Source organism: Aquibium pacificum, from assembly GCF_040839445.1.
GTDB classification, from domain to species: Bacteria; Pseudomonadota; Alphaproteobacteria; order Rhizobiales; family Rhizobiaceae; genus Aquibium; species Aquibium pacificus.
Map to the genome: position 1 here is coordinate 497954 of NZ_JBDPGJ010000001.1, position 18896 is coordinate 516849.

Annotated in this window: 18 protein-coding genes; 9 read left to right on the forward strand and 9 right to left on the reverse strand. The window is 64.3% G+C overall.

Annotated features, from left to right (window positions below):
• Position 1: 1 nt before the first annotated feature.
• From ABGN05_RS02455 to aceA, 6 genes are all read right to left on the reverse strand, one after another.
• Positions 2-808, reverse strand: a complete 807-nt coding sequence (locus ABGN05_RS02455; RefSeq protein ID WP_367952403.1) for a DUF2189 domain-containing protein — start codon at positions 806-808, stop codon at positions 2-4.
• A gap of 121 nt (positions 809-929) precedes the next feature.
• On the reverse strand, positions 930-2216 hold the full coding sequence (locus tag ABGN05_RS02460) for an NAD(P)/FAD-dependent oxidoreductase (RefSeq protein WP_367952404.1): 1287 nt from the start codon (positions 2214-2216) through the stop codon (positions 930-932).
• Positions 2217-2404: 188 nt separating this feature from the next.
• Entirely contained in the window at positions 2405-3838 is a 1434-nt protein-coding gene (locus ABGN05_RS02465) for a glutamine synthetase family protein (RefSeq protein ID WP_367952405.1), read from the reverse strand.
• Positions 3839-3904: 66 nt separating this feature from the next.
• On the reverse strand, positions 3905-4363 hold the full coding sequence (locus ABGN05_RS02470) for a response regulator (RefSeq protein WP_367952406.1): 459 nt from the start codon (positions 4361-4363) through the stop codon (positions 3905-3907).
• A gap of 327 nt (positions 4364-4690) precedes the next feature.
• Complete coding sequence (locus ABGN05_RS02475; RefSeq protein WP_367952407.1) at positions 4691-4930, reverse strand: SMc00767 family acetate metabolism repressor; 240 nt, start codon at positions 4928-4930, stop codon at positions 4691-4693.
• A 57-nt stretch (positions 4931-4987) separates the two neighbouring features.
• Positions 4988-6277 carry an isocitrate lyase gene (gene aceA, locus ABGN05_RS02480; RefSeq protein WP_367952408.1) on the reverse strand — a complete coding sequence of 430 codons (1290 nt, stop codon included), beginning with the start codon at positions 6275-6277 and terminating at the stop codon, positions 4988-4990.
• Positions 6278-6495: 218 nt separating this feature from the next.
• Between aceA and ABGN05_RS02485 the strand changes: the two genes are divergently transcribed.
• Entirely contained in the window at positions 6496-7944 is a 1449-nt protein-coding gene (locus ABGN05_RS02485) for a helix-turn-helix domain-containing protein (RefSeq protein ID WP_367952409.1), read from the forward strand.
• A gap of 97 nt (positions 7945-8041) precedes the next feature.
• Entirely contained in the window at positions 8042-8323 is a 282-nt protein-coding gene (locus tag ABGN05_RS02490; RefSeq protein ID WP_367952410.1) for a DUF2218 domain-containing protein, read from the forward strand.
• A gap of 36 nt (positions 8324-8359) precedes the next feature.
• On the opposite strand, the gene ABGN05_RS02495 is transcribed toward ABGN05_RS02490, so the two are convergent.
• Positions 8360-9334 (reverse strand): NADPH:quinone reductase, encoded by a 975-nt coding sequence (locus tag ABGN05_RS02495; RefSeq protein WP_367952411.1) that lies wholly within the window; start codon positions 9332-9334, stop codon positions 8360-8362.
• A 92-nt stretch (positions 9335-9426) separates the two neighbouring features.
• Here ABGN05_RS02495 and ABGN05_RS02500 point away from each other — a divergent pair, with 92 nt between their 5' ends.
• From ABGN05_RS02500 to ABGN05_RS02530, 7 genes are all read left to right on the forward strand, one after another.
• Positions 9427-9708 carry an acylphosphatase gene (locus ABGN05_RS02500; RefSeq protein ID WP_367952412.1) on the forward strand — a complete coding sequence of 94 codons (282 nt, stop codon included), beginning with the start codon at positions 9427-9429 and terminating at the stop codon, positions 9706-9708.
• 119 nt (positions 9709-9827) lie between these two features.
• The gene (locus ABGN05_RS02505) at positions 9828-10775 is read left to right on the forward strand and encodes a DMT family transporter (protein WP_367952413.1); all 948 of its coding nucleotides are present in this window, start codon (positions 9828-9830) and stop codon (positions 10773-10775) included.
• Positions 10776-10883: 108 nt separating this feature from the next.
• On the forward strand, positions 10884-12329 hold the full coding sequence (locus ABGN05_RS02510; protein ID WP_367952414.1) for a glutamine synthetase family protein: 1446 nt from the start codon (positions 10884-10886) through the stop codon (positions 12327-12329).
• Between the two features lie 121 nt (positions 12330-12450).
• Positions 12451-13542 (forward strand): polyamine ABC transporter substrate-binding protein, encoded by a 1092-nt coding sequence (locus tag ABGN05_RS02515; protein WP_367952415.1) that lies wholly within the window; start codon positions 12451-12453, stop codon positions 13540-13542.
• A gap of 74 nt (positions 13543-13616) precedes the next feature.
• Positions 13617-14759 (forward strand): ABC transporter ATP-binding protein, encoded by a 1143-nt coding sequence (locus tag ABGN05_RS02520; RefSeq protein WP_367952416.1) that lies wholly within the window; start codon positions 13617-13619, stop codon positions 14757-14759.
• Positions 14760-14763: 4 nt separating this feature from the next.
• On the forward strand, positions 14764-15732 hold the full coding sequence (locus ABGN05_RS02525) for an ABC transporter permease subunit (protein ID WP_367952417.1): 969 nt from the start codon (positions 14764-14766) through the stop codon (positions 15730-15732).
• Between the two features lie 10 nt (positions 15733-15742).
• Positions 15743-16561, forward strand: coding sequence for an ABC transporter permease subunit (locus ABGN05_RS02530; protein ID WP_367952418.1), 819 nt, complete (start codon positions 15743-15745; stop codon positions 16559-16561).
• 9 nt (positions 16562-16570) lie between these two features.
• Here the strand turns inward: ABGN05_RS02530 and ABGN05_RS02535 are convergent, their stop codons facing one another.
• A complete protein-coding gene (locus ABGN05_RS02535) occupies positions 16571-16774 on the reverse strand; it encodes a DUF6460 domain-containing protein (RefSeq protein ID WP_367952419.1) in 204 nt (67 codons plus the stop codon).
• 177 nt (positions 16775-16951) lie between these two features.
• Positions 16952-18787, reverse strand: coding sequence for an AsmA family protein (locus ABGN05_RS02540; RefSeq protein WP_367952420.1), 1836 nt, complete (start codon positions 18785-18787; stop codon positions 16952-16954).
• Positions 18788-18896 lie beyond the last annotated feature (109 nt).

Here is an 18896-nt window from a genome sequence, read left to right on the forward strand (position 1 = left end):
CTCAGGCTGCAGGGAGCACGGCCCGCCGGTAGAGATGCCAGGTTGCATGTCCTAGTACCGGGAGCACGATCAGCAGGCCCAGGAAAAAAGGTGCGCAGGCAAGCAGCATCGCCAATGTGACGACGATGCCCCATCCGATCATCAGGATCGGGCTCATCAGCACGGTCCTGACACTGGTAATCATGGCGGTGACGAAGTCCAGTTGCCGATCCATGAGGAGAGGGATCGAGATCACTGTGATGGAGAAGAGCACCAGCGCGATCGCCGCGCCGACGACGTGTCCGGCCGCGAGAAAGATCCAGCCCTGCTCGGTGGTGAAGACGATCGTCATGAATTTTTCGAGCGTCGAGAAGGACATGCGGCCGAGGAAGAGCGCGATCAGGAGCCGGACCTGATACATCCACATCCAGAAGACGAAAAGCATCACGAAGGCCATCCAGGACAGTTCGCGGCCACGCTGCGCCCAGACGACCGACAGGACCTCGCTCCAGACGAGCGGGCTGCCCGTTTCCAGGCGCCGGCTCACTTCGTAAAGTCCCGCCGCCGCGAAGGGGCCGATCAGCGGAAACCCGATCGCAAAGGGATAGATCATCCAGGGGATGTTCCACCACGTCAGGGCAAGCACGATGACAATGCCGGCGAGAGCGAAGACACCGCCGAAGAAGAGGCCGTAGAGCGGCGCGTGCGCGAAATCGGACAGGCCGTTCATCAGCGCGGCGCGGATGTCCCCGACGCTCAACTCCCGGATTTGCGGCATTCCAGTCGGACGCGCGACCGGCGGTGGGGTCCCGCTCGACAGTTCCGCCATGATCTCCTCCCGACGGCCGGTAGCTCCAAGAGACAGGTGGCTCCGCCCGAACTTTTCATCTGGACCGGCAAGAGCTTCATGTCGTTGACGAAGATCAAGTCGCGGGCTCCCCGCCGCGGCGTCAGACACGGTCGCGCAGCGCGTACCAGTTGAGCGCGAGGAAGAGCAACGGCGCGCGGAAGCGGCGGCCACCGGGGAAGGGCGGTATCTTGAGGTCCTCGATCAGCTTGAGGCGGTCCCGGTTGCCGGCGACGGCCTCGGCGTAGAGCTTGCCGGTGAAGTTTGACAGCATCACGCCGTGCCCGGAATAGCCGCCGGCCGAGATCACGTTCGGCATGACCTCGCGCACGAACGGCTTTCGCGGCAGGGTGATACCGACATAGCCGCCCCAGGCGTGGGTGATCTCCACGTCCTTCAGCGCGGGATAGATTTCGGCGATCTGGCGGCGGATGTGGATCGCAATGTCCTTCGGGTCGTCCACTGCATATATCTCGCGCCCACCGAAGAGCAGCCGGCCGTCCGGCGACTTGCGGAAATAGCGCACCACGAAGCGCGAATCGGACGCGGATTCGCCGCCGGGCAGAACCGGGCTGTCGTCTCCGAGCGGCACCGTGGCGCCGATGAAGGAACCGATCGGCATGATATGGGCGGCGCTGACGGGTTCGAGATCCGCGCCGTAGGCATTTGTTGCGATGAGGCATTTGTCGGCGGTGATACTGCCGCTTGCTGTGCCGACGCGGATCTTGCCGCCATTCGACGTGATGCCGGTGGATTTCGTGTTCTCGAACAGCTTCGCGCCGGCGGCGGCAGCAACGCGTGCCGTTCCCACCACCAGCTTCAGAGGGTGGATGTGCCCGGTCCCGGTGTCCCTGACCCCGCCGACATACTGCGTGGAGCCGACGCGCTCCGCCGTCTCGGCCGAGTCCATGATCGACAGGTGAGGATAGCCGAAGCGGACCGTCATCGCCTCTGCGTGTTCCTCGAATTCGGGGAGTTCGCGCTTCTTGTGGGTGACGTTGAGGTGGCCGGGCCGGAAGTCGATCTCGATGCCGTTGGTCTCGGCAAACTCCAGAAGGTTCGCCTTGGCTTCCTCGGCGAGGTCGAAGAGCGCTTTGGCGCGTTCGAAACCGTATTCGGCCTCCATCTCCTCAGCGCCTGCGCGCTGGCCCGTGCCGAGTTGCCCGCCGTTGCGGCCCGAAGCGCCGTCGCCGAAGCGGTGCGCTTCGATCAGGACCACGTCGACGCCGGACTTGGCCAGATGCGCGGCGGCCGACAGCCCGGTGAAGCCGCCGCCGACGATCACGACGTCCGCCGTCAGGTCGCCGTCGAGCGACGGGTATTCGGGACGTTCTCCGACGGTGTCTTCATACCAGGAGAAGCCGGGGGAGATGGGGGAGATGTAGGTCATGATTTCAGGGGAGTAGGAGAGCAGGGGAATAGGTGTGCGTTCGATCTGCTGCCAACCGTCGGATGAGTAGCTGCAGCAGTTTGCCGGCGCTAGCGATCTGCTGGAGAAGATCGTTTCTCGGATCGACGTTTGCCGCACCGATGCGATCGACCAGAAGTACGTGGTTACGCACTCCCCTCATCCCTCGACTATACGTTCAACAACAAAAACTCCCGCTCCCAGGGCGAGATGACTTCCATGAAGGTCTCGAACTCGGCCTTCTTGATCGCGGCGTAGGTCGAGACGAAGGCATCGCCGAGAATGTCGCGCAGGCTCGTATCGCCCTCGAAGCGCTCGACGGCCTCGAGCAGGCCGCGCGGAAGGTCGATCTCATCCTCGTTGGCGCTGGTGCCAACCGGCTGGTCCGGCTTCGTGCCGTTTATTATTCCGATCAGCCCGCAGGCCAGCGATCCGGCAAGCGCGAGATAGGGATTGGCGTCGGAGGAGGGGACACGGTTCTCGACGCGCCGGGCGGCGGGATCCGACCGCGGAATGCGGAAGGCGGTCGTCCGGTTGTCGTAGCCCCATTTGGTGTTGACGGGGGCAGATGCGGCCTGGGTCAGGCGACGGTAGGAATTCACGTAGGGCGCCATCATCACCAGGGCGTTCGGCATATGCTGCTGCATGCCGCCGATGAAGTGGAGGAATGCGTCCGATTCCCCTCCGTCCTCGGAGGTGAAGATGTTGCGGCCCGTCTTCTTGTCCACGATGGACTGGTGGATGTGCATCGCCGAGCCGGGCTGGCCCTGGATCGGCTTGGCCATGAACGTCGCATAGGTCTCGTGTTTGAGGGCGGCCTCGCGGATCGTGCGCTTGAAGATGAAGACCTGATCGGCGAGTTCGACCGGATCGCCGTGGCGCAGGTTGATCTCGAGCTGTCCGGCCCCCTCCTCGTGAATGAGAGTGTCGATCTCGAGCCCTTGCCCTTCCGAGAAGTGATAGATGTCGTCGATAAGTTCGTCGAACTCGTTGACGCCCGCGATCGAATAGCCCTGTCCACCGCCGATGGGGCGGCCCGACCGGCCGACCGGCGGCGTCAGCGGATAGTCCGGGTCGGGGTTCTTGCGTACGAGATAGAACTCGATCTCCGGCGCCACGACGGGCTTCAGCCCGCGACGGTCATAGGCCGCCAGCACGCGGCGCAGGACATTGCGGGGCGTGAACTCGACGTTGCGGCCGTCCTGGTGGACCAGGTCGCAGATCACGTGCGCCGTCGGATCCGATTCCCAGGGAACGGCGGAAAGCGTCGAGAGATCCGGGACGAGCTTCAGGTCGCCGTCGTCCTCGGGATAGGCGAAGCCGTTGCCGTTCTCCGGGTAGCCGCCGGTGATCGTCGTCATGAAGACCGCCGAAGGAAGCGCCAGCGAGGTGTTCGAGGTGAACTTCTTGGACGGCATCATCTTGCCGCGCGCCACGCCCGCCTGGTCCGGCGTAATACATTCGATGTCCTCGATACCGCGCCATTCGAGCCAGGTCTGGGCTTCCTTCCAGTCCTTAACGCCGCGCAGGTTCTTCACGAACGCCGGCGTGCGGACGCGCGTGCCGCGTCCAGCCGACCGGGCTTCCTTCTTTTCGGGAGGCATCAATCACCGGGGTAAAATCAAGCAATGACATGACTATAGACTTTGCCACGCCGGGAAGGGAAGGCTTCAGCCGTTTTTCCGGGCGAAGTCGCCGTTGCGCGCGCGCAACGCCTCGATGGCCGGCTGCAGGCGGTCGATGGTGAGAGGCTTCGAGACCACCATGTCGATTGCCGGCGCCGCCAGGGTATCGGGACTGACATTGGCGGTGGAAAGCAGAATGACCGCCGGCAACGCGCCTTCGGAGGCCTCCCGGGTTTTCTGAAGGTCTCCGAGGAGCCCGTCGCAGTCCTGATTGTCCGCGCCGCCATCCAGGATCACGATGGCGGGGGTCGTATCGCGAAGTGCCAGGGCGGCATTTTCGGGCCGTTCCACCCGCACCTTCAGCCCCATCCGCTCGACAACGCGGGATACGACCACGCAATTGACTGACGAACTCCCCACCACCAGGACATGGGACGCGTTCAAATACCTGTCTTCAATCATCCGGAGCCTTCGGCTTTCCTCGATCGGCGCGCCGTCACGCAATAACGCAATTCAGGGTTGAGACATCCGCAACCTACGTGACGACATGCCGCCGAGGAAAGTAGGAAATCGCACCATATCCCGCGAGAACTTCCCGGGAATGATCGGGCGCGGAGTATCTCGCCAGCTCCATGGAGGGTCATCCTACACAAGGCGTCACGGCTCACCACGAAAGATGCGCGTCCAAGCTCCCGCATTTTCCGGAACCAGTCACTATCATTTGATACTATCCGGCCCCCGTGGCGTTTCCACATGAAAAAGCCGTCCGCCAGACGGCGAACGGCTTTTTCTCATCTTCATGGCGGTCCGCGATGGACCGGCGGACGAGGATCAGGCCTGGCCCTGGGTCACGACCACGGGGATCAGGAGATCGCCCCAGTTTCCGTTGCCGCCGTGATGGCGGGCGGAACGCACGAGTTCGACCGATACGCCCGATTCCACCGCCTTCATGACGGACTGGTTGAGGCGGTGCAGATCGTTTGCCACCATGCGGATCATGGCCTGCTGGTCGGCACTCATGCTGGAGGACTGTTCCTCGGCACGTTCCTTGACGCGAGTGTTGGGAGCCATTTTTTTATCTCCTGTCGATCCTTGTGCCCTTCGGGCGTTTCCTCTTGTTCTAAGACATTATTCGGCGGCCGGCCTGAACTGGTCGTGTTCGGTCGATTCCTTCATGGCGGTGGTCGACGAGGTGCCGCCGGTGATCGCCATGGAGACCGCATCGAAATATCCGGTGCCGACCTCGCGCTGGTGCTTGGTCGCGGTGTAGCCGTTCACCTCGGAAGCGAACTCGGCTTCCTGCAGCTCGGAATAGGCCGCCATCTGACGCTCCTTGTAGCCGCGGGCGAGTTCGAACATGCCGTAGTTCAGCTGGTGGAAGCCAGCCAGCGTGATGAACTGGAACTTGTAGCCCATCGCGCCGAGCTCGCGCTGGAATTTTGCGATGGTCGCGTCGTCCAGGTTTTTCTTCCAGTTGAAGGACGGCGAGCAGTTGTAGGCCAGGAGCTTGTCGGGGTGATGCTTGCGCACGCCGTCGGCAAACTTCTTCGCCTGCGCGAGGTCGGGCTTCGACGTCTCGCACCAGATCAGGTCACAGAAGGGCGCATAGGCCACCGCGCGGGCGATGCAGGGCTCGATGCCGTTCCTGACGTTGTAGAAGCCTTCCGCCGTGCGGCCGGCATTGTAGTCGACGAAGGGCTGGTCGGTCTCGTCGATGTCTGAGGTGAGCAGCTTGGCGGCCTCTGCGTCGGTCCGGGCGACGACGAGGGTCGGGACGCCCATCACATCGGCGGCGAGACGCGCGGCGTTCAAGTTGCGGATGTGCGCAGCGGTCGGGATCAGCACCTTGCCGCCGAGATGACCGCACTTCTTCTCCGACGCCAGCTGGTCCTCGAAGTGGACGCCGGCGGCACCGGCCTCGATGTAGGCCTTCATGATCTCGAAGGAATTGAGCGGTCCGCCGAAACCGGCTTCGGCGTCGGCCACGATCGGGGCGAACCAGGTGTCGACCGAGAGGCCGTTGCCCTCCGAGGTCTCGATCTGGTCGGCGCGCTGCAGTGTCTTGTTGATGCGCTTGGCCAACTCGGGGCCGGCATTGGCCGGATAGAGGGACTGGTCGGGATACATCGCGGACGCCGTGTTGGCGTCGGCGGCGACCTGCCAGCCGGAGAGATAGATCGCCTTCAGGCCGGCGCGCACCATCTGCATGGCTTGGTTGCCGGAGAGCGCTCCCAGCGCATTGACGAAATCCTCCTGGTGGATGAGCTTCCACAGCCGGTTGGCGCCCATTTCGGCCAGCGAATACCTGATCTGGACGGAGCCGCGAAGGCGCTTCACGTCTTCCGGCGTATAGGGGCGTTCGATGCCGTCGTAGCGGCCTTCCGGCGCCGAGGGGACGAGATTGTAAAAATCAGTCATCATAATCTCCGAGTGGTTCTTCCGGGCAGTTCGGGTGGCTGACGCTTCCCAACGTTGATGCGACAGCATTTACATTGCGATGCAGCAAAGAACGAGGGAAACCGCATTTTCGTTCGGATAATTCGGGTGAAGATGTCTTGTGTTTGACAATTGGCTTTTGTAAATTTGTCAAGAATGTCAAAGGTGCAATTTTGTAAAGTTTCGTAAAGGCAAGCGAAATGGCCGAGCAGAAGATTTTCGCCGGGCCGCGGATTCGGCGCGTGCGCAACTCGAAGGGCCTCACCCAGACTGCGATGGCGGAAGGTCTCGGGATCTCCCCCTCCTACCTCAACCTGATCGAGCGCAACCAGCGGCCTCTCACCGTCCAACTGATCCTGAAGCTCGCGTCGGTCTACAAGATCGATCCCGAGGAGTTGCAGGCGCAATCGGGCGGCTCGATCGCGACGCTGAAGGAGGTGTTCGCCGATCCGCTGCTGGCGGGAGAACTGCCCGGCGACCAGGAACTCATCGAGATCGCGGAGGCGGCCCCGAACGCCTCGGCGGCCATGGTGAAGCTCTTCCGCGCATACCGGGAACAAGCCGAGAGGCTCTCCGACCTCACCGAACTGCTCGCGCGGGAGGGGCGCGCGACGGCGCTGTCGGGCGCCCGCCTGCCGATCGACGAGGTGAGGGAAACTTTCGAACGGCGCGCCAACCATTTTCCAGGGATCGAGGAAGAGGTCTCGGCGTTCCATGCGCTGTTCGAACCGGCCGAAGACCTGATCGTCGCGCTCAAGGCCTGGCTCAAGCGCGAACACGGCATCGTGGTGCGCGTGCTGCCTGTCGCCACCATGCCGAACTGGCGGCGGCGCTACGACCGGCATTCCCAGCGGCTGTTCATATCGGAGCGCCTGTCGCCCTTCGACCAGTTGCGAGAGATTGCCATGGAGGCCTGCCTGCTGCGGATGAACGTCGCGGTCGCGGGCGAGATACAGGCGCTGAAACTCTCTTCCGACGAGGCCCGCCGGCTGGCGCGGTTCGAGATCGGACGCTATGCGGCGCACGCGCTGATGATGCCGTACCAGGCGTTCCTCGCCGCAGCGCAGCGCTCGCGCTACGACATCGACGTGCTTCGCTCGCGGTTCGGCGTTTCGTTCGAGCAGGCGGCCAACCGGCTCACCACGCTTCAGAAGCCCGGTTCCGCGGGCGTTCCCTTCTTCATGCTGGAAGTCGACAATGCGGGCAATCGCTTCCGCCGGGCGGGCGCTCAGGGCTTTCCGCAGAGCCGATTTGGGGGAGGATGCCCGAAGCTCGCCGTGCATGCCGCCTTCACCCAGCCGGGCCAGATCCTGGTCGAGGCGGTGGAGATGCCGGACGGGGCGGAATTCCTGACCATCGCGCGCACGCTGGAAGGGCCGCAGGGTGCCTTCTCGGAGCGGCCCCGCCGCACCGCGATCCTGCTCGGGTGCGACATCGGCTTCAGGGACGAAATCGTCTATTCGGCCGCCCTGGCGAGCGCCTCGCCCTCGCGCGGCGACAAGCCGGGCCATGTGCCGGCCATACCGATCGGCCCCGCCTGCCGCCTGTGCGAACGCTCCGGCTGCCTCGCCCGCGCCGAGCCGCCGGTCACGCGGCCGCTCGGGCTGGACGAGATGGTGACGGGGCTGAGTGCCTTCGATTTCAGGTGAAGAGCATCAAGAAGTCGGCGCGGTTGCCCAGTTGTCGTAGCGTGATATTATGACTTGTGTAGTCAACAATATCAACTGAATGCATCGGAAGCGCCGCATGTCGACAGCCACCGCCCACGTTCCGACCGCCAACGCATCCCGCTACCTGCAACAGCTATGCAAGCACTGGAGCCACAAGCTCGACGTGGCGTTCGACGAGCGGGCCGGGACCGTTCGCTTCCAGGATGCGGTGGTTTCCATGTCCGCGAGCGAGCAGGGGCTGTCGGTGACTGTCGAAGCGACCAACGAGGAGATTCGCGATCGCATCGAGGGTGTCGTGCAGAGTCATCTCGACCGTTTCGCCTTTCGCGAGGCGCCGCTTCCGTTCCAGTGGTCGTAGCGCCGGCGCGCGCCTCAGAGCCGCCAGGATCTGTGCCTACATCTCCACCACGACGTTCCCGATCACCTTGCCGCCCTCGACCGCCTCCTGCGCGGCGGCGATGTCGTCGAGCGGAAAGCGCGCGCCGATCGTGTGCTTCAGCGTTCCGGCCTCCAGCATCCAGGTTAGTTCGGTGACGGCTGCGCTGCGCTCCTCCTGTCTGAGTTCATAGACCAGGTAGAACTGGATCGTCAGGCTGCCCCAAAGGCCGGCGGTGAAAGAGACCGGAATGTCGGCCGGAACGTTCGATCCGTAGCAGACCAGCTTGCCGTACTGGGCCAGTACGCCCTTCGGCAGGAGCGGCGCGGTGGAGGAGAGGTCCATGTCGAGGATGGCGTCCGCGCCCTTGCCGCCGGTCAGTTCCTTCACGCGCGCGGCGACGTCCTCGTTCTTGTAGTCGATGATCTCGGCCGCGTCGGCCGAGCGGGCATGATCCGCCCGTTCCTTCGAGGCGGTGACGATCACGCGCGCGCCTCGCTGGACGGCCATCTGTGTGGCGTAGTGGCCGACCGCCGCCGCGCCACCGGTGACGAGGATCGTCTTGCCAGGGGCGGCTCCCGCCAGCGTCACGCCATGCACGGCTGTCAGTGCCGGTATGCCGAAGCAGGCGCCGGCGTCGAAGCTCGTATTGTCGGGAAGCTTCACCGCCTGCACGCCGGGCACCACGATGTATTCGGCCGCCGTGCCGAAAGCCCGCTTCCACTGGCCGTTCCAGATCCAGACGCGCTCGCCGACGCGGCTTTCGGCAACCCCTTCGCCGACGAGGTCGATCACGCCGGCGCCATCGGAGTGTGGGATGATGCGTGGCGCGATCAGCGGCCGGCCGCGGCGGCTCTTTACATCGGAAGGGTTCGCGCCCGACGTCTTCAGCTTGACGCGGACCTCGCCCGGACCAGGCTTCGGCGTCTCGACTTCGCCCACCACGAGCACGTCGCGCGCCTCGCCATTCGTCTCGTACCACGCCGCCTTCATCGCATTCCTCCGTCTTCGTTCGATCCGCCTTCTTACAGGGGGCTTGCCTCGACCGCCACAGGACCACAGCTTCGAAATCGAGGAGTAGAGCGATGTCTGATACCAAGACCGTAAGAGTGCGCGTCACGGGCCGCGTGCAGGGCGTGAGCTTCCGCTGGTGGACACGCCGGGAGGCGCTGGGACTCGGGTTGACCGGCTGGGTGCGCAACGAGGAGGACGGTTCCGTGCGGGCGCTGCTGCATGGGGCGCAAGACGTCGTACATCAGATGCTCGACCGACTGCGCCATGGACCGCCGGGCGCCCGGGTCGATGATGTGACGGTCGAGGAAGAGGGAGGTGGCGAGGTTCCGGCCGGCTTCGAAATCCTGCGCTGATTCCGCTGCGAAGTCTGCTACGAAATCGATCCCCTCTGGCTTACGTTCGAACCGTCGCTGGCGCTAGCCGCCGCCTGGCGATCATGCTTCCGCGATATGCTCCTCGGTCCGGTGTTCCAATGGCTTCCGCGCAACCCGCTTCCACTTTGTCGACACCGTCGCCGCGCGAGGAGCGCGTCGGTTTCCTTCTGGTCTTCCTCTCAGCTTTGACCTGGAGTTTCGGCGGCGCCATCGGACGGTTCGTCGAGAACGCGGACGCCTGGACGACCGTATTCTGGCGGTCGGCCTGGGCCGCCGCGTTCCTCATCGGCTTCATGCTCCTGCGCGACGGCGGGCGCGGCATGGCGGGGCTGTTCCGGTCGATGGGGGTGCCGGGGCTTGCGGTCGCCCTGTGTTTTGCGGCGGCGTCGACCGCGTTCGTGGTCGCGCTGTCGCATACCACGGTTGCAAACATCCTGCTCATGCAGGCCGGCGTGCCGCTGCTCGCCGCGCTGCTCGCCTTCCTGCTCTTCGGCGAACGCGTCTCCCGTTCGACATGGGCGGCCATCGCAGCCGTCATCATCGGCGTAGCGATCATGGTCTCGGATTCGCTCGACGGAGACGTCTCCCCCATCGGTGACGGTCTCGCGGTGCTGATCGCCGTGGTCTTCTCCATTGCAACGGTAATTACCCGCCGCTTCGCCCATGTCCGCATGACGCCCGCGACCTGCCTCGGAACGGTCATCGCGGCGGTCTTCGCCTTCACCCAGGCGGGGTCGCTCGCAGTATCGGGTTCGGACATGGGGTTCCTCTTCGCCTTCGGGGCGCTGAACCTCGGGCTGGGGCTGGCGCTGTTCGCGACCGGCGCGAGGCTGATCCCGGCGGCCTACGCGGCGCTGCTCGGCACCTTCGAGACCCTGCTTGGACCGGTGTGGGTCTGGCTCATCCACGGCGAACTCCCGTCGTCCCGCACCATCCTGGGCGGCAGCGTGGTTTTCGCGGCACTCCTCGTCCACATCGGCATGGAGTTCCGCCGGCAGAGCCGACCGGCCAAGCCGGGCGTCACCGGCATGCCAGCGCCGAACTGACGAGGCGGACGGGGACCCAAGGATTGACAATCTCGTGACGGGAAGCGCAGCTTAGGCCATCTGAAACAAAGACACAGGCTCATCTTGCCCTTCTCGGATCCCGGTGCCGTGCTCGCCGGTACAAAATCGCTCCCCGATACCCGCGCCGCGGCTTCTGCCCTTGACGACGGGAATGCTTCCCCCGAAGACGCCGAAAGCTCCCCTTTCATTTCACCCGGCCACGCGGCGGAGTATCGCGCCTTCGTGGAAAAGCACCCCGACATCGAGGCCGTGGAGTTCCTGCTCGTCGATCCCAACGGTATTATCCGCGGAAAATGGGCGCCCGGCGACGCGCTGAAGAAGGCGTTCCAGGACGGCGTCAACTTTCCGATGTCGCTACACGGACTGGACGTGTGGGGACGGGAAGTCACTGAGACCGGGCTCCACATCGAGACCGGCGACAAGGACGGCTACTGCCGCGCCACGCGCGGTTCGCTGTCCATCGTTCCATGGGCGAAGCGGAAGACGGCGCAAGTCCTGCTCCAGACGTTCACGCCTGAGGGCGAGCCCTACATGGCCGACCCCCGGCAGGTGCTGAAGAAGAGGGTCGCGGAGGCGAATGCGAAGGGCTTCTTCCCCGTCGTTGCCTTCGAACTCGAGTTCTACCTGCTCGATCCCGAGATCGACTGGGACGACGGTATGCCGGGTCCCGTGGGGGCGGTCGCCGGCCCGGACCGGCTGCGCATGTACGGCATGGACGATCTGGCCGAGCATGCCGAACTCTTCGACATGATCCGCGACGCCGCCGACGAGCAGAGCCTGCCTATCGACACCATCATCAAGGAAGCCGCGCCCGGCCAGTTCGAGGTCAACCTGAAGCATCGCGGCGATCCGCTCCGCGCGGCCGACGACGTCATCATGCTGAGGCGCATCGTGATCGGCTGTGCCCGCGCGCACGGCCTCCAGGCGACCTTCATGGCAAAGCCGTTCCTGGAGTATGCGGGCAATGGCATGCACGTGCACGCCTCTATTCTCGGAACCGACGGCAAGAACATCTTTGCCGGTCCCAATGGCCGCAAGACATTGGAGTCGGCGGTTGCGGGCCTGCTCCTGACGATGCCGGAATCGCTGCTCCTGTTCATCAACACCTGGAACGGCTTCCGACGTATCACGCCGGGATCCTATGCTCCGACACGCGCGGTATGGGCCGAGAACAACCGATCGGTGGCGCTGCGCATCCCGGTTTCCAACGATTCCAACCGCCGCGTCGAGCACCGGATCGCCGGGGCCGACGCCAATCCCTATCTCGTGATGGCGGCGCTCATCCAGGGCATGGTGGAGGGCATCGAGGGCGGGCTTACGCCGCCGCCGCCCGTGGAGGGAAACGCCTACGACGAGGACGGGCTTTCGCTGCCCGACGACATGGACGATGCGCTTCAGCTTGCGGCCAAGAGCAGCTTCGTGGACCGCGCCCTCGGACCGCTTCTCGCGAAAGTCTATCGCGACCTCAAGCGCGCGGAAATCATGGCGTTCTGGAGCGAGATAACGCCGCTCGAGCGCTCGACCTACCTTTGAGCGACCCGCTTCGAAATTGCCGCTTGTCGCATTGCAAAAACGCCAATAGGCTTTCGCATCATACCCGGCCGAAGGGACTCTGCTAGGCGAGCCGGGAGGGACAACAGAGGAGAACGACATCATGAAGAGCTGGGGCTATCTGCTGGCTGCGACGGCGCTCGTCGCGCTCACCAGTGGGGGGCAGGCGCAGGACCGGGTCGTCAACGTCTACAACTGGTCGGACTACATCGACGACTCCATCCTAGAGGACTTTACCAAGGAGACCGGCATCAAGGTCGTCTACGACGTCTTCGATTCCAACGAGATCCTCGAGACCAAGCTGCTCGCCGGCGGCACCGGCTACGACGTCGTGGTGCCCACCGGAACTTTCCTCGCCCGCCAGATCCAGGCCGGCGTCTTCCAGAAGCTCGACAAGTCCAAGCTTCCGAACCTGTCGAACATGTGGGATGTGATCGCCAGCCGCACCGAGAAGTACGATCCGGCGAACGATTATTCGATCAACTACATGTGGGGCACCACCGGCATCGGCTACAATGTCAACAAGGTGCAGGATGCGCTCGGCATCGAGAAGATCGACAGCTGGGACGTGGTCTTCGATCCTGAGAAGCTGGCCAAGCTCGCCGACTGCGGCGTCTACATGCTCGACGCACCGGCCGAGATGATCCCGGCCGCGCTCAAATATCTCGGCCTCGACCCGAATTCGACCGATCCGGACGAACTCGCGAAGGCGGAGGAACTGCTCTTGAGCATCCGGCCCTCCATCCGCAAGTTCCATTCGTCCGAATACATCAACGCGCTCGCCAACGGCGACATCTGCCTGGCCGTCGGATGGTCGGGTGACATGTTCCAGGCACGGGACCGCGCCGCCGAGGCCGATCAGGGCGTGGCCATAGACTACTCGATCCCGAAGGAAGGCGCCCAGATGTGGTTCGACCAGATGGCCATTCCTGCCGATGCGCCGCACGTCGCCGAAGCGCACGAGTTCCTGAACTACATCATGCGCCCGGACGTGATCGCCAAGGCGTCCAACTATGTCTACTACGCCAACGGCAACAAGGCCTCGCAGGAACTTCTGGACGAAGAGGTGATCGGCGATCCGGCCGTCTATCCGGACGAGGAGACGCTGAACAACCTCTTCACCACCGTCCCGCTGGACGCGAAAACGCAGCGCCTGGTGACACGGATCTGGACGAGGGTCGTCACCGGCCAGTAGGACCTTCCCAACCTGCCCCTGGCGCAAGCGCCGGGGGCTTCGCTTTTGGGGCAAGCGTGCAACCGGGGGAACCCATGAAATCGCTCGGCAGCATTCGCAGAAGCTTCGCGCCGTGGGCCGATCCGGCCGCCAGGCCCTACATTTCCTTCGAGAACATCACCAAGCGGTTCGGCGACTTCACCGCCGTCAACAACCTCTCGCTCGACATCTACGAGCGCGAGTTCTTCGCCCTCCTCGGCGCGTCCGGCTGCGGCAAGTCCACGCTGCTCAGGATGCTCGCCGGCTTCGAGGAGCCGACCTCCGGGCGCATCCTGCTCGACGGGCAGGACCTGCGCGGCATCCCGCCCTATCGGCGGCCGGTCAACATGATGTTCCAGTCCTACGCGCTCTTCCCGCACATGAGCGTGGAGCAGAACATCGCCTTCGGGCTCAAGCAGGACGGCATGCCGAAGGCGCAGATCGCCGAGCGGGTTGCCGAGATGCTGAAGCTGGTCAAGCTCGAGCAGTTCGCCAGGCGCAAACCGCACCAGCTTTCGGGCGGGCAGCGCCAGCGGGTCGCGCTTGCCCGCTCCGTCGCAAAGCGGCCGAAGGTGCTCCTGCTCGACGAGCCGCTCGGCGCGCTGGACAAGAAGCTGCGCGAGGAGACGCAGTTCGAGCTGATGGACCTGCAGCAGAATCTCGGCCTCACCTTCGTCGTCGTGACGCACGACCAGGAGGAGGCGATGACCATGGCCGACCGCATCGCCATCCTCGACAAGGGCGAGGTGATGCAGGTGGCGACGCCCGCCGAGGTCTACGAAGCGCCGGCCTCGCGCTTCGTGGCCAGCTTCGTCGGCACCGTAAACCTGCTCGAGGGCAGCGTGGCGGCGCGCGAGGGTTCGAACCTGCGGATCACCGGGGCGAGCGGCGCGCAGATCCTGGTGGAGAATGCGCCCGACCATGTCGGCAGCGGCGAAATCGCATTCGCCATCCGGCCCGAGAAGATCAGGGTCTCGCCGCGCCGGCCGGCCGAGGGCACGCCCAACGTGATGGAGGGCGAAATCTTCGACCTCGCCTATCTCGGCGACATGACGGTCTATCACGTGCGTCTGGCCGACGGGCAGGTCGTCAAGGCGAGCGCGCTCAACAGCGCCCGGCTCACCGACGATCAGCTGACCTGGAACGACCGCGCGTGGATTTCCTTCGCGCCGGATGCCGGCATCGTCCTGACGAGGTAGGGCTATGGCACAGACGACCGCGTCGGACGGGATCGGGACTTACAGCGCGGCGGCTCCGGCCGAGGGTGGGCTCGGCCGGGCGATCGGCAACCGCCTCGTCATCCTTGTCCCCTATCTCTGGCTGCTCGTCTTCTTCCTCGTTCCCTTCCTCATCGTCTTCAAGATCTCCCTGTCGACGACGGCGATCGCCATGCCGCCCTATATGCCGGTCTTCGGGTTGGAGGACGGCATCTCGGGCTTCTTCGGCAACCTGCGCGAACTCACGCTGGACAACTACATTTGGCTGACCGAGGACGCTCTCTATTTCAACGCATATATCTCCAGCATCGTGATCGCGGCCGTCTCCACCGTGATCACGCTGGCCGTCGGTTTCCCCATTGCCTACGGCATGGCGCGCGCACCGACCGCGTTGCGCCCGACGCTGCTGATGCTGGTGATCCTGCCGTTCTGGACGAGCTTCCTGATCCGCGTCTACGCCTGGATCGGCATCCTGAAGCCGGAGGGCCTGCTCAACCAGTTCCTGATATGGACCGGCGTCATCGACCAACCGCTGCAAATCCTCAATACGCACACGGCGATCTACATCGGGATCGTCTATTCATATCTGCCCTTTATGGTGCTGCCGCTCTATTCGGCGCTGGAGAAGATGGACTATACGCTGGTCGAGGCGGCGCAGGATCTCGGTTGCCCGCCGATCTCGGCTTTCTGGAAGATCACCTTCCCGCTCGCGCTGCCTGGCGTCGTTGCCGGCGCGATGCTGGTCTTCATCCCGGCGATGGGCGAGTTCGTCATACCCGACCTGCTCGGCGGCTCGCAGACGCTGATGATTGGCAAGACGCTGTGGAACGAGTTCTTCAACAACCGCGACTGGCCGGTCTCCTCGGCCGTGGCCGTCATCCTGCTTCTTCTGCTCGTCGTGCCGATCATGCTGTTCCAGCAGTCGCAGGCGCGCGCGCAGGAAAAGAGCCGGTGAGGGCAGCGCGATGAACACCACCTGGTCCCGCTTCAACATCGCCTCGGTCGTGCTCGGCTTCGCCTTCCTGTATCTGCCGATCGTCCTCCTGATCATCTTCTCCTTCAACGAGTCGAAGCTCGTCACGGTCTGGGCCGGCTTCTCGACGAAATGGTACGGCGAACTCTTTCGCAACCAGGGCCTGATCGACGCGGCCTGGGTGACGGCCCGCGTCGGCTTCATCTCGGCGAGCTTCGCCACGGTGCTCGGCACGCTCGCAGCACTCGCGCTCACTCGCTACACGCGCTTCCGCGGCCGCGTCCTTTTCTCGGGCATGGTGTTCGCGCCGCTGGTCATGCCTGAGGTCATCACCGGTCTGTCGCTGCTGCTGCTCTTCGTCGCGATCGGGCTCGACCGGGGCTTCCTCACCGTCACGCTGGCGCACATCACGTTCTCGATGTGCTTCGTCGCGGTGGTGGTCCAGTCGCGCCTGATTACCTTCGACCGGTCGCTGGAGGAAGCGGCAATGGACCTCGGTGCGCCACCGGTGCGGACGTTTTTCGCGATCACGCTGCCGGTGATCCTGCCGGCAATCATTTCCGGCTGGATGCTGGCCTTCACGCTTTCGCTCGACGACCTGGTGATCGCGAGCTTCACCTCCGGACCGGGGGCGACGACGCTGCCGATGAAGATCTACAGCCAGGTGCGGCTCGGCGTGACGCCCGAAATCAATGCCGCGTGCACGCTCCTGATCGCTGTCGTCGCCGCGGGCGTGCTGATCGCATCGGTCGTCAACAAGAGCCGGGAGGTTCAGCGTCAGCGCGACGAACAGGCGGCGCAGCGGAACTGATCGCGCTTCTCAGCCCCGTGGCGGTCTGAGCAGAAAGATGACGAGCCAGACGGGCACGATCACCATCGAACCAAGGACGATGTTCGGCACTGCCCACGAGACACCGCGTTCGAGGAGTTCGAGCACGTTCTCCGGTGTCATGCCGATCTCCATCAGAATGTCCGCCGCGGTAACGTCCAGCGCCGACAACCCCGCGCCGGTAATCAGCGACACGAAGATTATCTTCAACGTTGCCGAAGCCAGACGCAGCAAACTCGCCCCTTTGAGACAAATCCACGTACGGGTTCCGTTGCCTCGCGCGTGGAGCGATCGTTCGATCGCGCCGATGGTAGCGGAAGCCTATAGCGATTCGCGGGTTCTGAAAAATTGCTCAAACCTGCGGCCCGACGTTCATTCGATCGGCATGGTCCGCATGATGGGCGAAACGAAGGGTGCGTCCCAGGAACCGCCGACGAAAAAGGAAGCCGGTGCCTGCTTGGGGGCGGCGGATTCCCTGGACGAGATCAGGCCCGAGAGTGCCAGCCCGTGCCCGACATAAGGTATGATGCCGGTAAACGAGACGGTCTTTTCCGGCAGTGTCGCCTTGGCAAGTTCGAGGCGGGCCATGCCCTCCGACACCGCGGCGCGGAACTCTGCCGATTCGAATGGTATGACGCCGGTTGGAACCTCGTTGAGCGCGAAGAAGCCGCCCTTTTCGGCACGCGCGACGAAAGCTGCGAGATCGAGACCCTGGAGGCTGCCGGGACCGAACTTCAGCGAAATCGTCCCGCTGAGGGTTTGGGCGAGCTGATCCCATCGGGACTTCGGGCCCTTGAGCGCGATCGAGAGGGTGCCCTTGCCCTTCGGCATCGGAAGCTTCGAGCCCATCGCGCCGGCCGCGCCCTGCATGTCGATGTCGCTCGCCAGCATCCTGAGTTCCGTGCCGTTGTGATCGGACCGCGTGTCCACTCGAAAGCCGGTCTGGAGCGTGCCGCCAAACACCGTCGCATCGGATATGTCGAAGGCGGCAAGTCCGTCCTTGACCTGGGCGGTCGCCGCGACGTCCGTCATCGTCAGGGGACCGACGACGGCGCTCGCCGCCGAGAGGCGCAGATCGAGGTTTACCTGCCGCGTGAATGCCACGTCCATTTCATCGGACCATCGCGCACCGTCTCCCGGGAGGCGTGTGAACGCGGAGATGAACGAATAGGCATCGAAGGACTGGAACGCGAGTGTTCCGGAAACGGCGGGTATGCCGTTCGCCAGCGAGAACTCCAGGAGGCCGTTGCCGGGATGGCCGCCGAACGCCAACTGCGCGTCCTCGATCTTCATCCGCAGCGAATCACCGATGAGGCGGCCGGAGATCGAAGCCGACCCCACCGCCGCTCCGGGCTGAATGTCGGTTTTTGACCATTCGAGAGCCCGGCGCAGGGAAGGGGAGGTGAGCTTCACCGTTCCATCGACGAAGCCGCTCTTCGAAAGGGTCGTCAGGCCTTCGAAGCTGCCGGTCAGCGGCGCCGACGTCAGCGAGGCCGTTATGCGCGAATTGCCGCCGCCGAAGAGCGCCAGCGGCTGCTGCGCGGAGATGTCGACCGTCAGGGGTTCGCCACGCCAGACCGCATTGGCCACCAGGGTGCCCGACCGGTTGAGCGCCGGCCATGCGGCGCGGCCGGTGATGCTGGAGATGATCTCGCGCTCTTCCCCCGCTTCGACGAGCAACACGCGGCCATCCGCGAACTCGATCGTGCCGAACGTGTCGGACGGCATCAGCGACACGTCCGGCTGCGCCGGATTGGCGTCCACCAGGGCCCGCGCCGTGTCGATCGCGCGCACCATCCTGCTGCCGCCGGGCGCAGCGGGCAGCATCATGCCATCGGGCGAAGATCTGACGCGGAGCACGGGACGAAGCACGGAGATGTCGGAGAAGGCGATGTCTCCGCGCAGCGCGGCTATCGCCGACAGGTCGATCTCGATGCGGTCCGCCTGAAGGATCGGAGGCGCATCGGTCGCGCCCCATTCGAGAAAGGCGACATCCTGCAGGTGGGCCTCGAACGCAGGCCAGACTTGGATGCGCGGCGCGCCGCGAAGGACGACCCGATAGCCGCTCCACTCGCTCAGCTCGTGCGAGATGCGGTTTCGCACGATCTGCGTGGACGCGACGAAGGGGATCGCAGAGACCATCGCGAAAAGCAGAATCGCGACACCCGCGATGATCCAAATGGTTCGTCGTGCCGTCCTGGATGGCATGCTGCCTCGTCAAGAACTACTTACGCGCACGCGGCGACCTTTCGCCGATGGCATGCTTTCCGGCTAGTGGCGGACCCGCATCCCAGCCATTTGCGGCCCGGTGATGGCA

Excerpts from the sequence above, each read along its gene's own strand:
- ABGN05_RS02540 (WP_367952420.1), bottom strand. The coding sequence starts at position 18,787 with ATGCCATCCAGGACGGCACGACGAACCATTTGGATCATCGCGGGTGTC.
- ABGN05_RS02525 (WP_367952417.1), top strand. The coding sequence starts at position 14,764 with ATGGCACAGACGACCGCGTCGGACGGGATCGGGACTTACAGCGCGGCG.
- ABGN05_RS02465 (WP_367952405.1), bottom strand. The coding sequence starts at position 3,838 with ATGCCTCCCGAAAAGAAGGAAGCCCGGTCGGCTGGACGCGGCACGCGC.
- ABGN05_RS02495 (WP_367952411.1), bottom strand. The coding sequence starts at position 9,334 with ATGAAGGCGGCGTGGTACGAGACGAATGGCGAGGCGCGCGACGTGCTC.
- ABGN05_RS02475 (WP_367952407.1), bottom strand. The coding sequence starts at position 4,930 with ATGGCTCCCAACACTCGCGTCAAGGAACGTGCCGAGGAACAGTCCTCC.
- ABGN05_RS02520 (WP_367952416.1), top strand. The coding sequence starts at position 13,617 with ATGAAATCGCTCGGCAGCATTCGCAGAAGCTTCGCGCCGTGGGCCGAT.
- ABGN05_RS02490 (WP_367952410.1), top strand. The coding sequence starts at position 8,042 with ATGTCGACAGCCACCGCCCACGTTCCGACCGCCAACGCATCCCGCTAC.
- ABGN05_RS02515 (WP_367952415.1), top strand. The coding sequence starts at position 12,451 with ATGAAGAGCTGGGGCTATCTGCTGGCTGCGACGGCGCTCGTCGCGCTC.
- ABGN05_RS02460 (WP_367952404.1), bottom strand. The coding sequence starts at position 2,216 with ATGACCTACATCTCCCCCATCTCCCCCGGCTTCTCCTGGTATGAAGAC.
- aceA (WP_367952408.1), bottom strand. The coding sequence starts at position 6,277 with ATGACTGATTTTTACAATCTCGTCCCCTCGGCGCCGGAAGGCCGCTAC.
- ABGN05_RS02500 (WP_367952412.1), top strand. The coding sequence starts at position 9,427 with ATGTCTGATACCAAGACCGTAAGAGTGCGCGTCACGGGCCGCGTGCAG.
- ABGN05_RS02485 (WP_367952409.1), top strand. The coding sequence starts at position 6,496 with ATGGCCGAGCAGAAGATTTTCGCCGGGCCGCGGATTCGGCGCGTGCGC.
- ABGN05_RS02505 (WP_367952413.1), top strand. The coding sequence starts at position 9,828 with ATGGCTTCCGCGCAACCCGCTTCCACTTTGTCGACACCGTCGCCGCGC.
- ABGN05_RS02455 (WP_367952403.1), bottom strand. The coding sequence starts at position 808 with ATGGCGGAACTGTCGAGCGGGACCCCACCGCCGGTCGCGCGTCCGACT.
- ABGN05_RS02530 (WP_367952418.1), top strand. The coding sequence starts at position 15,743 with ATGAACACCACCTGGTCCCGCTTCAACATCGCCTCGGTCGTGCTCGGC.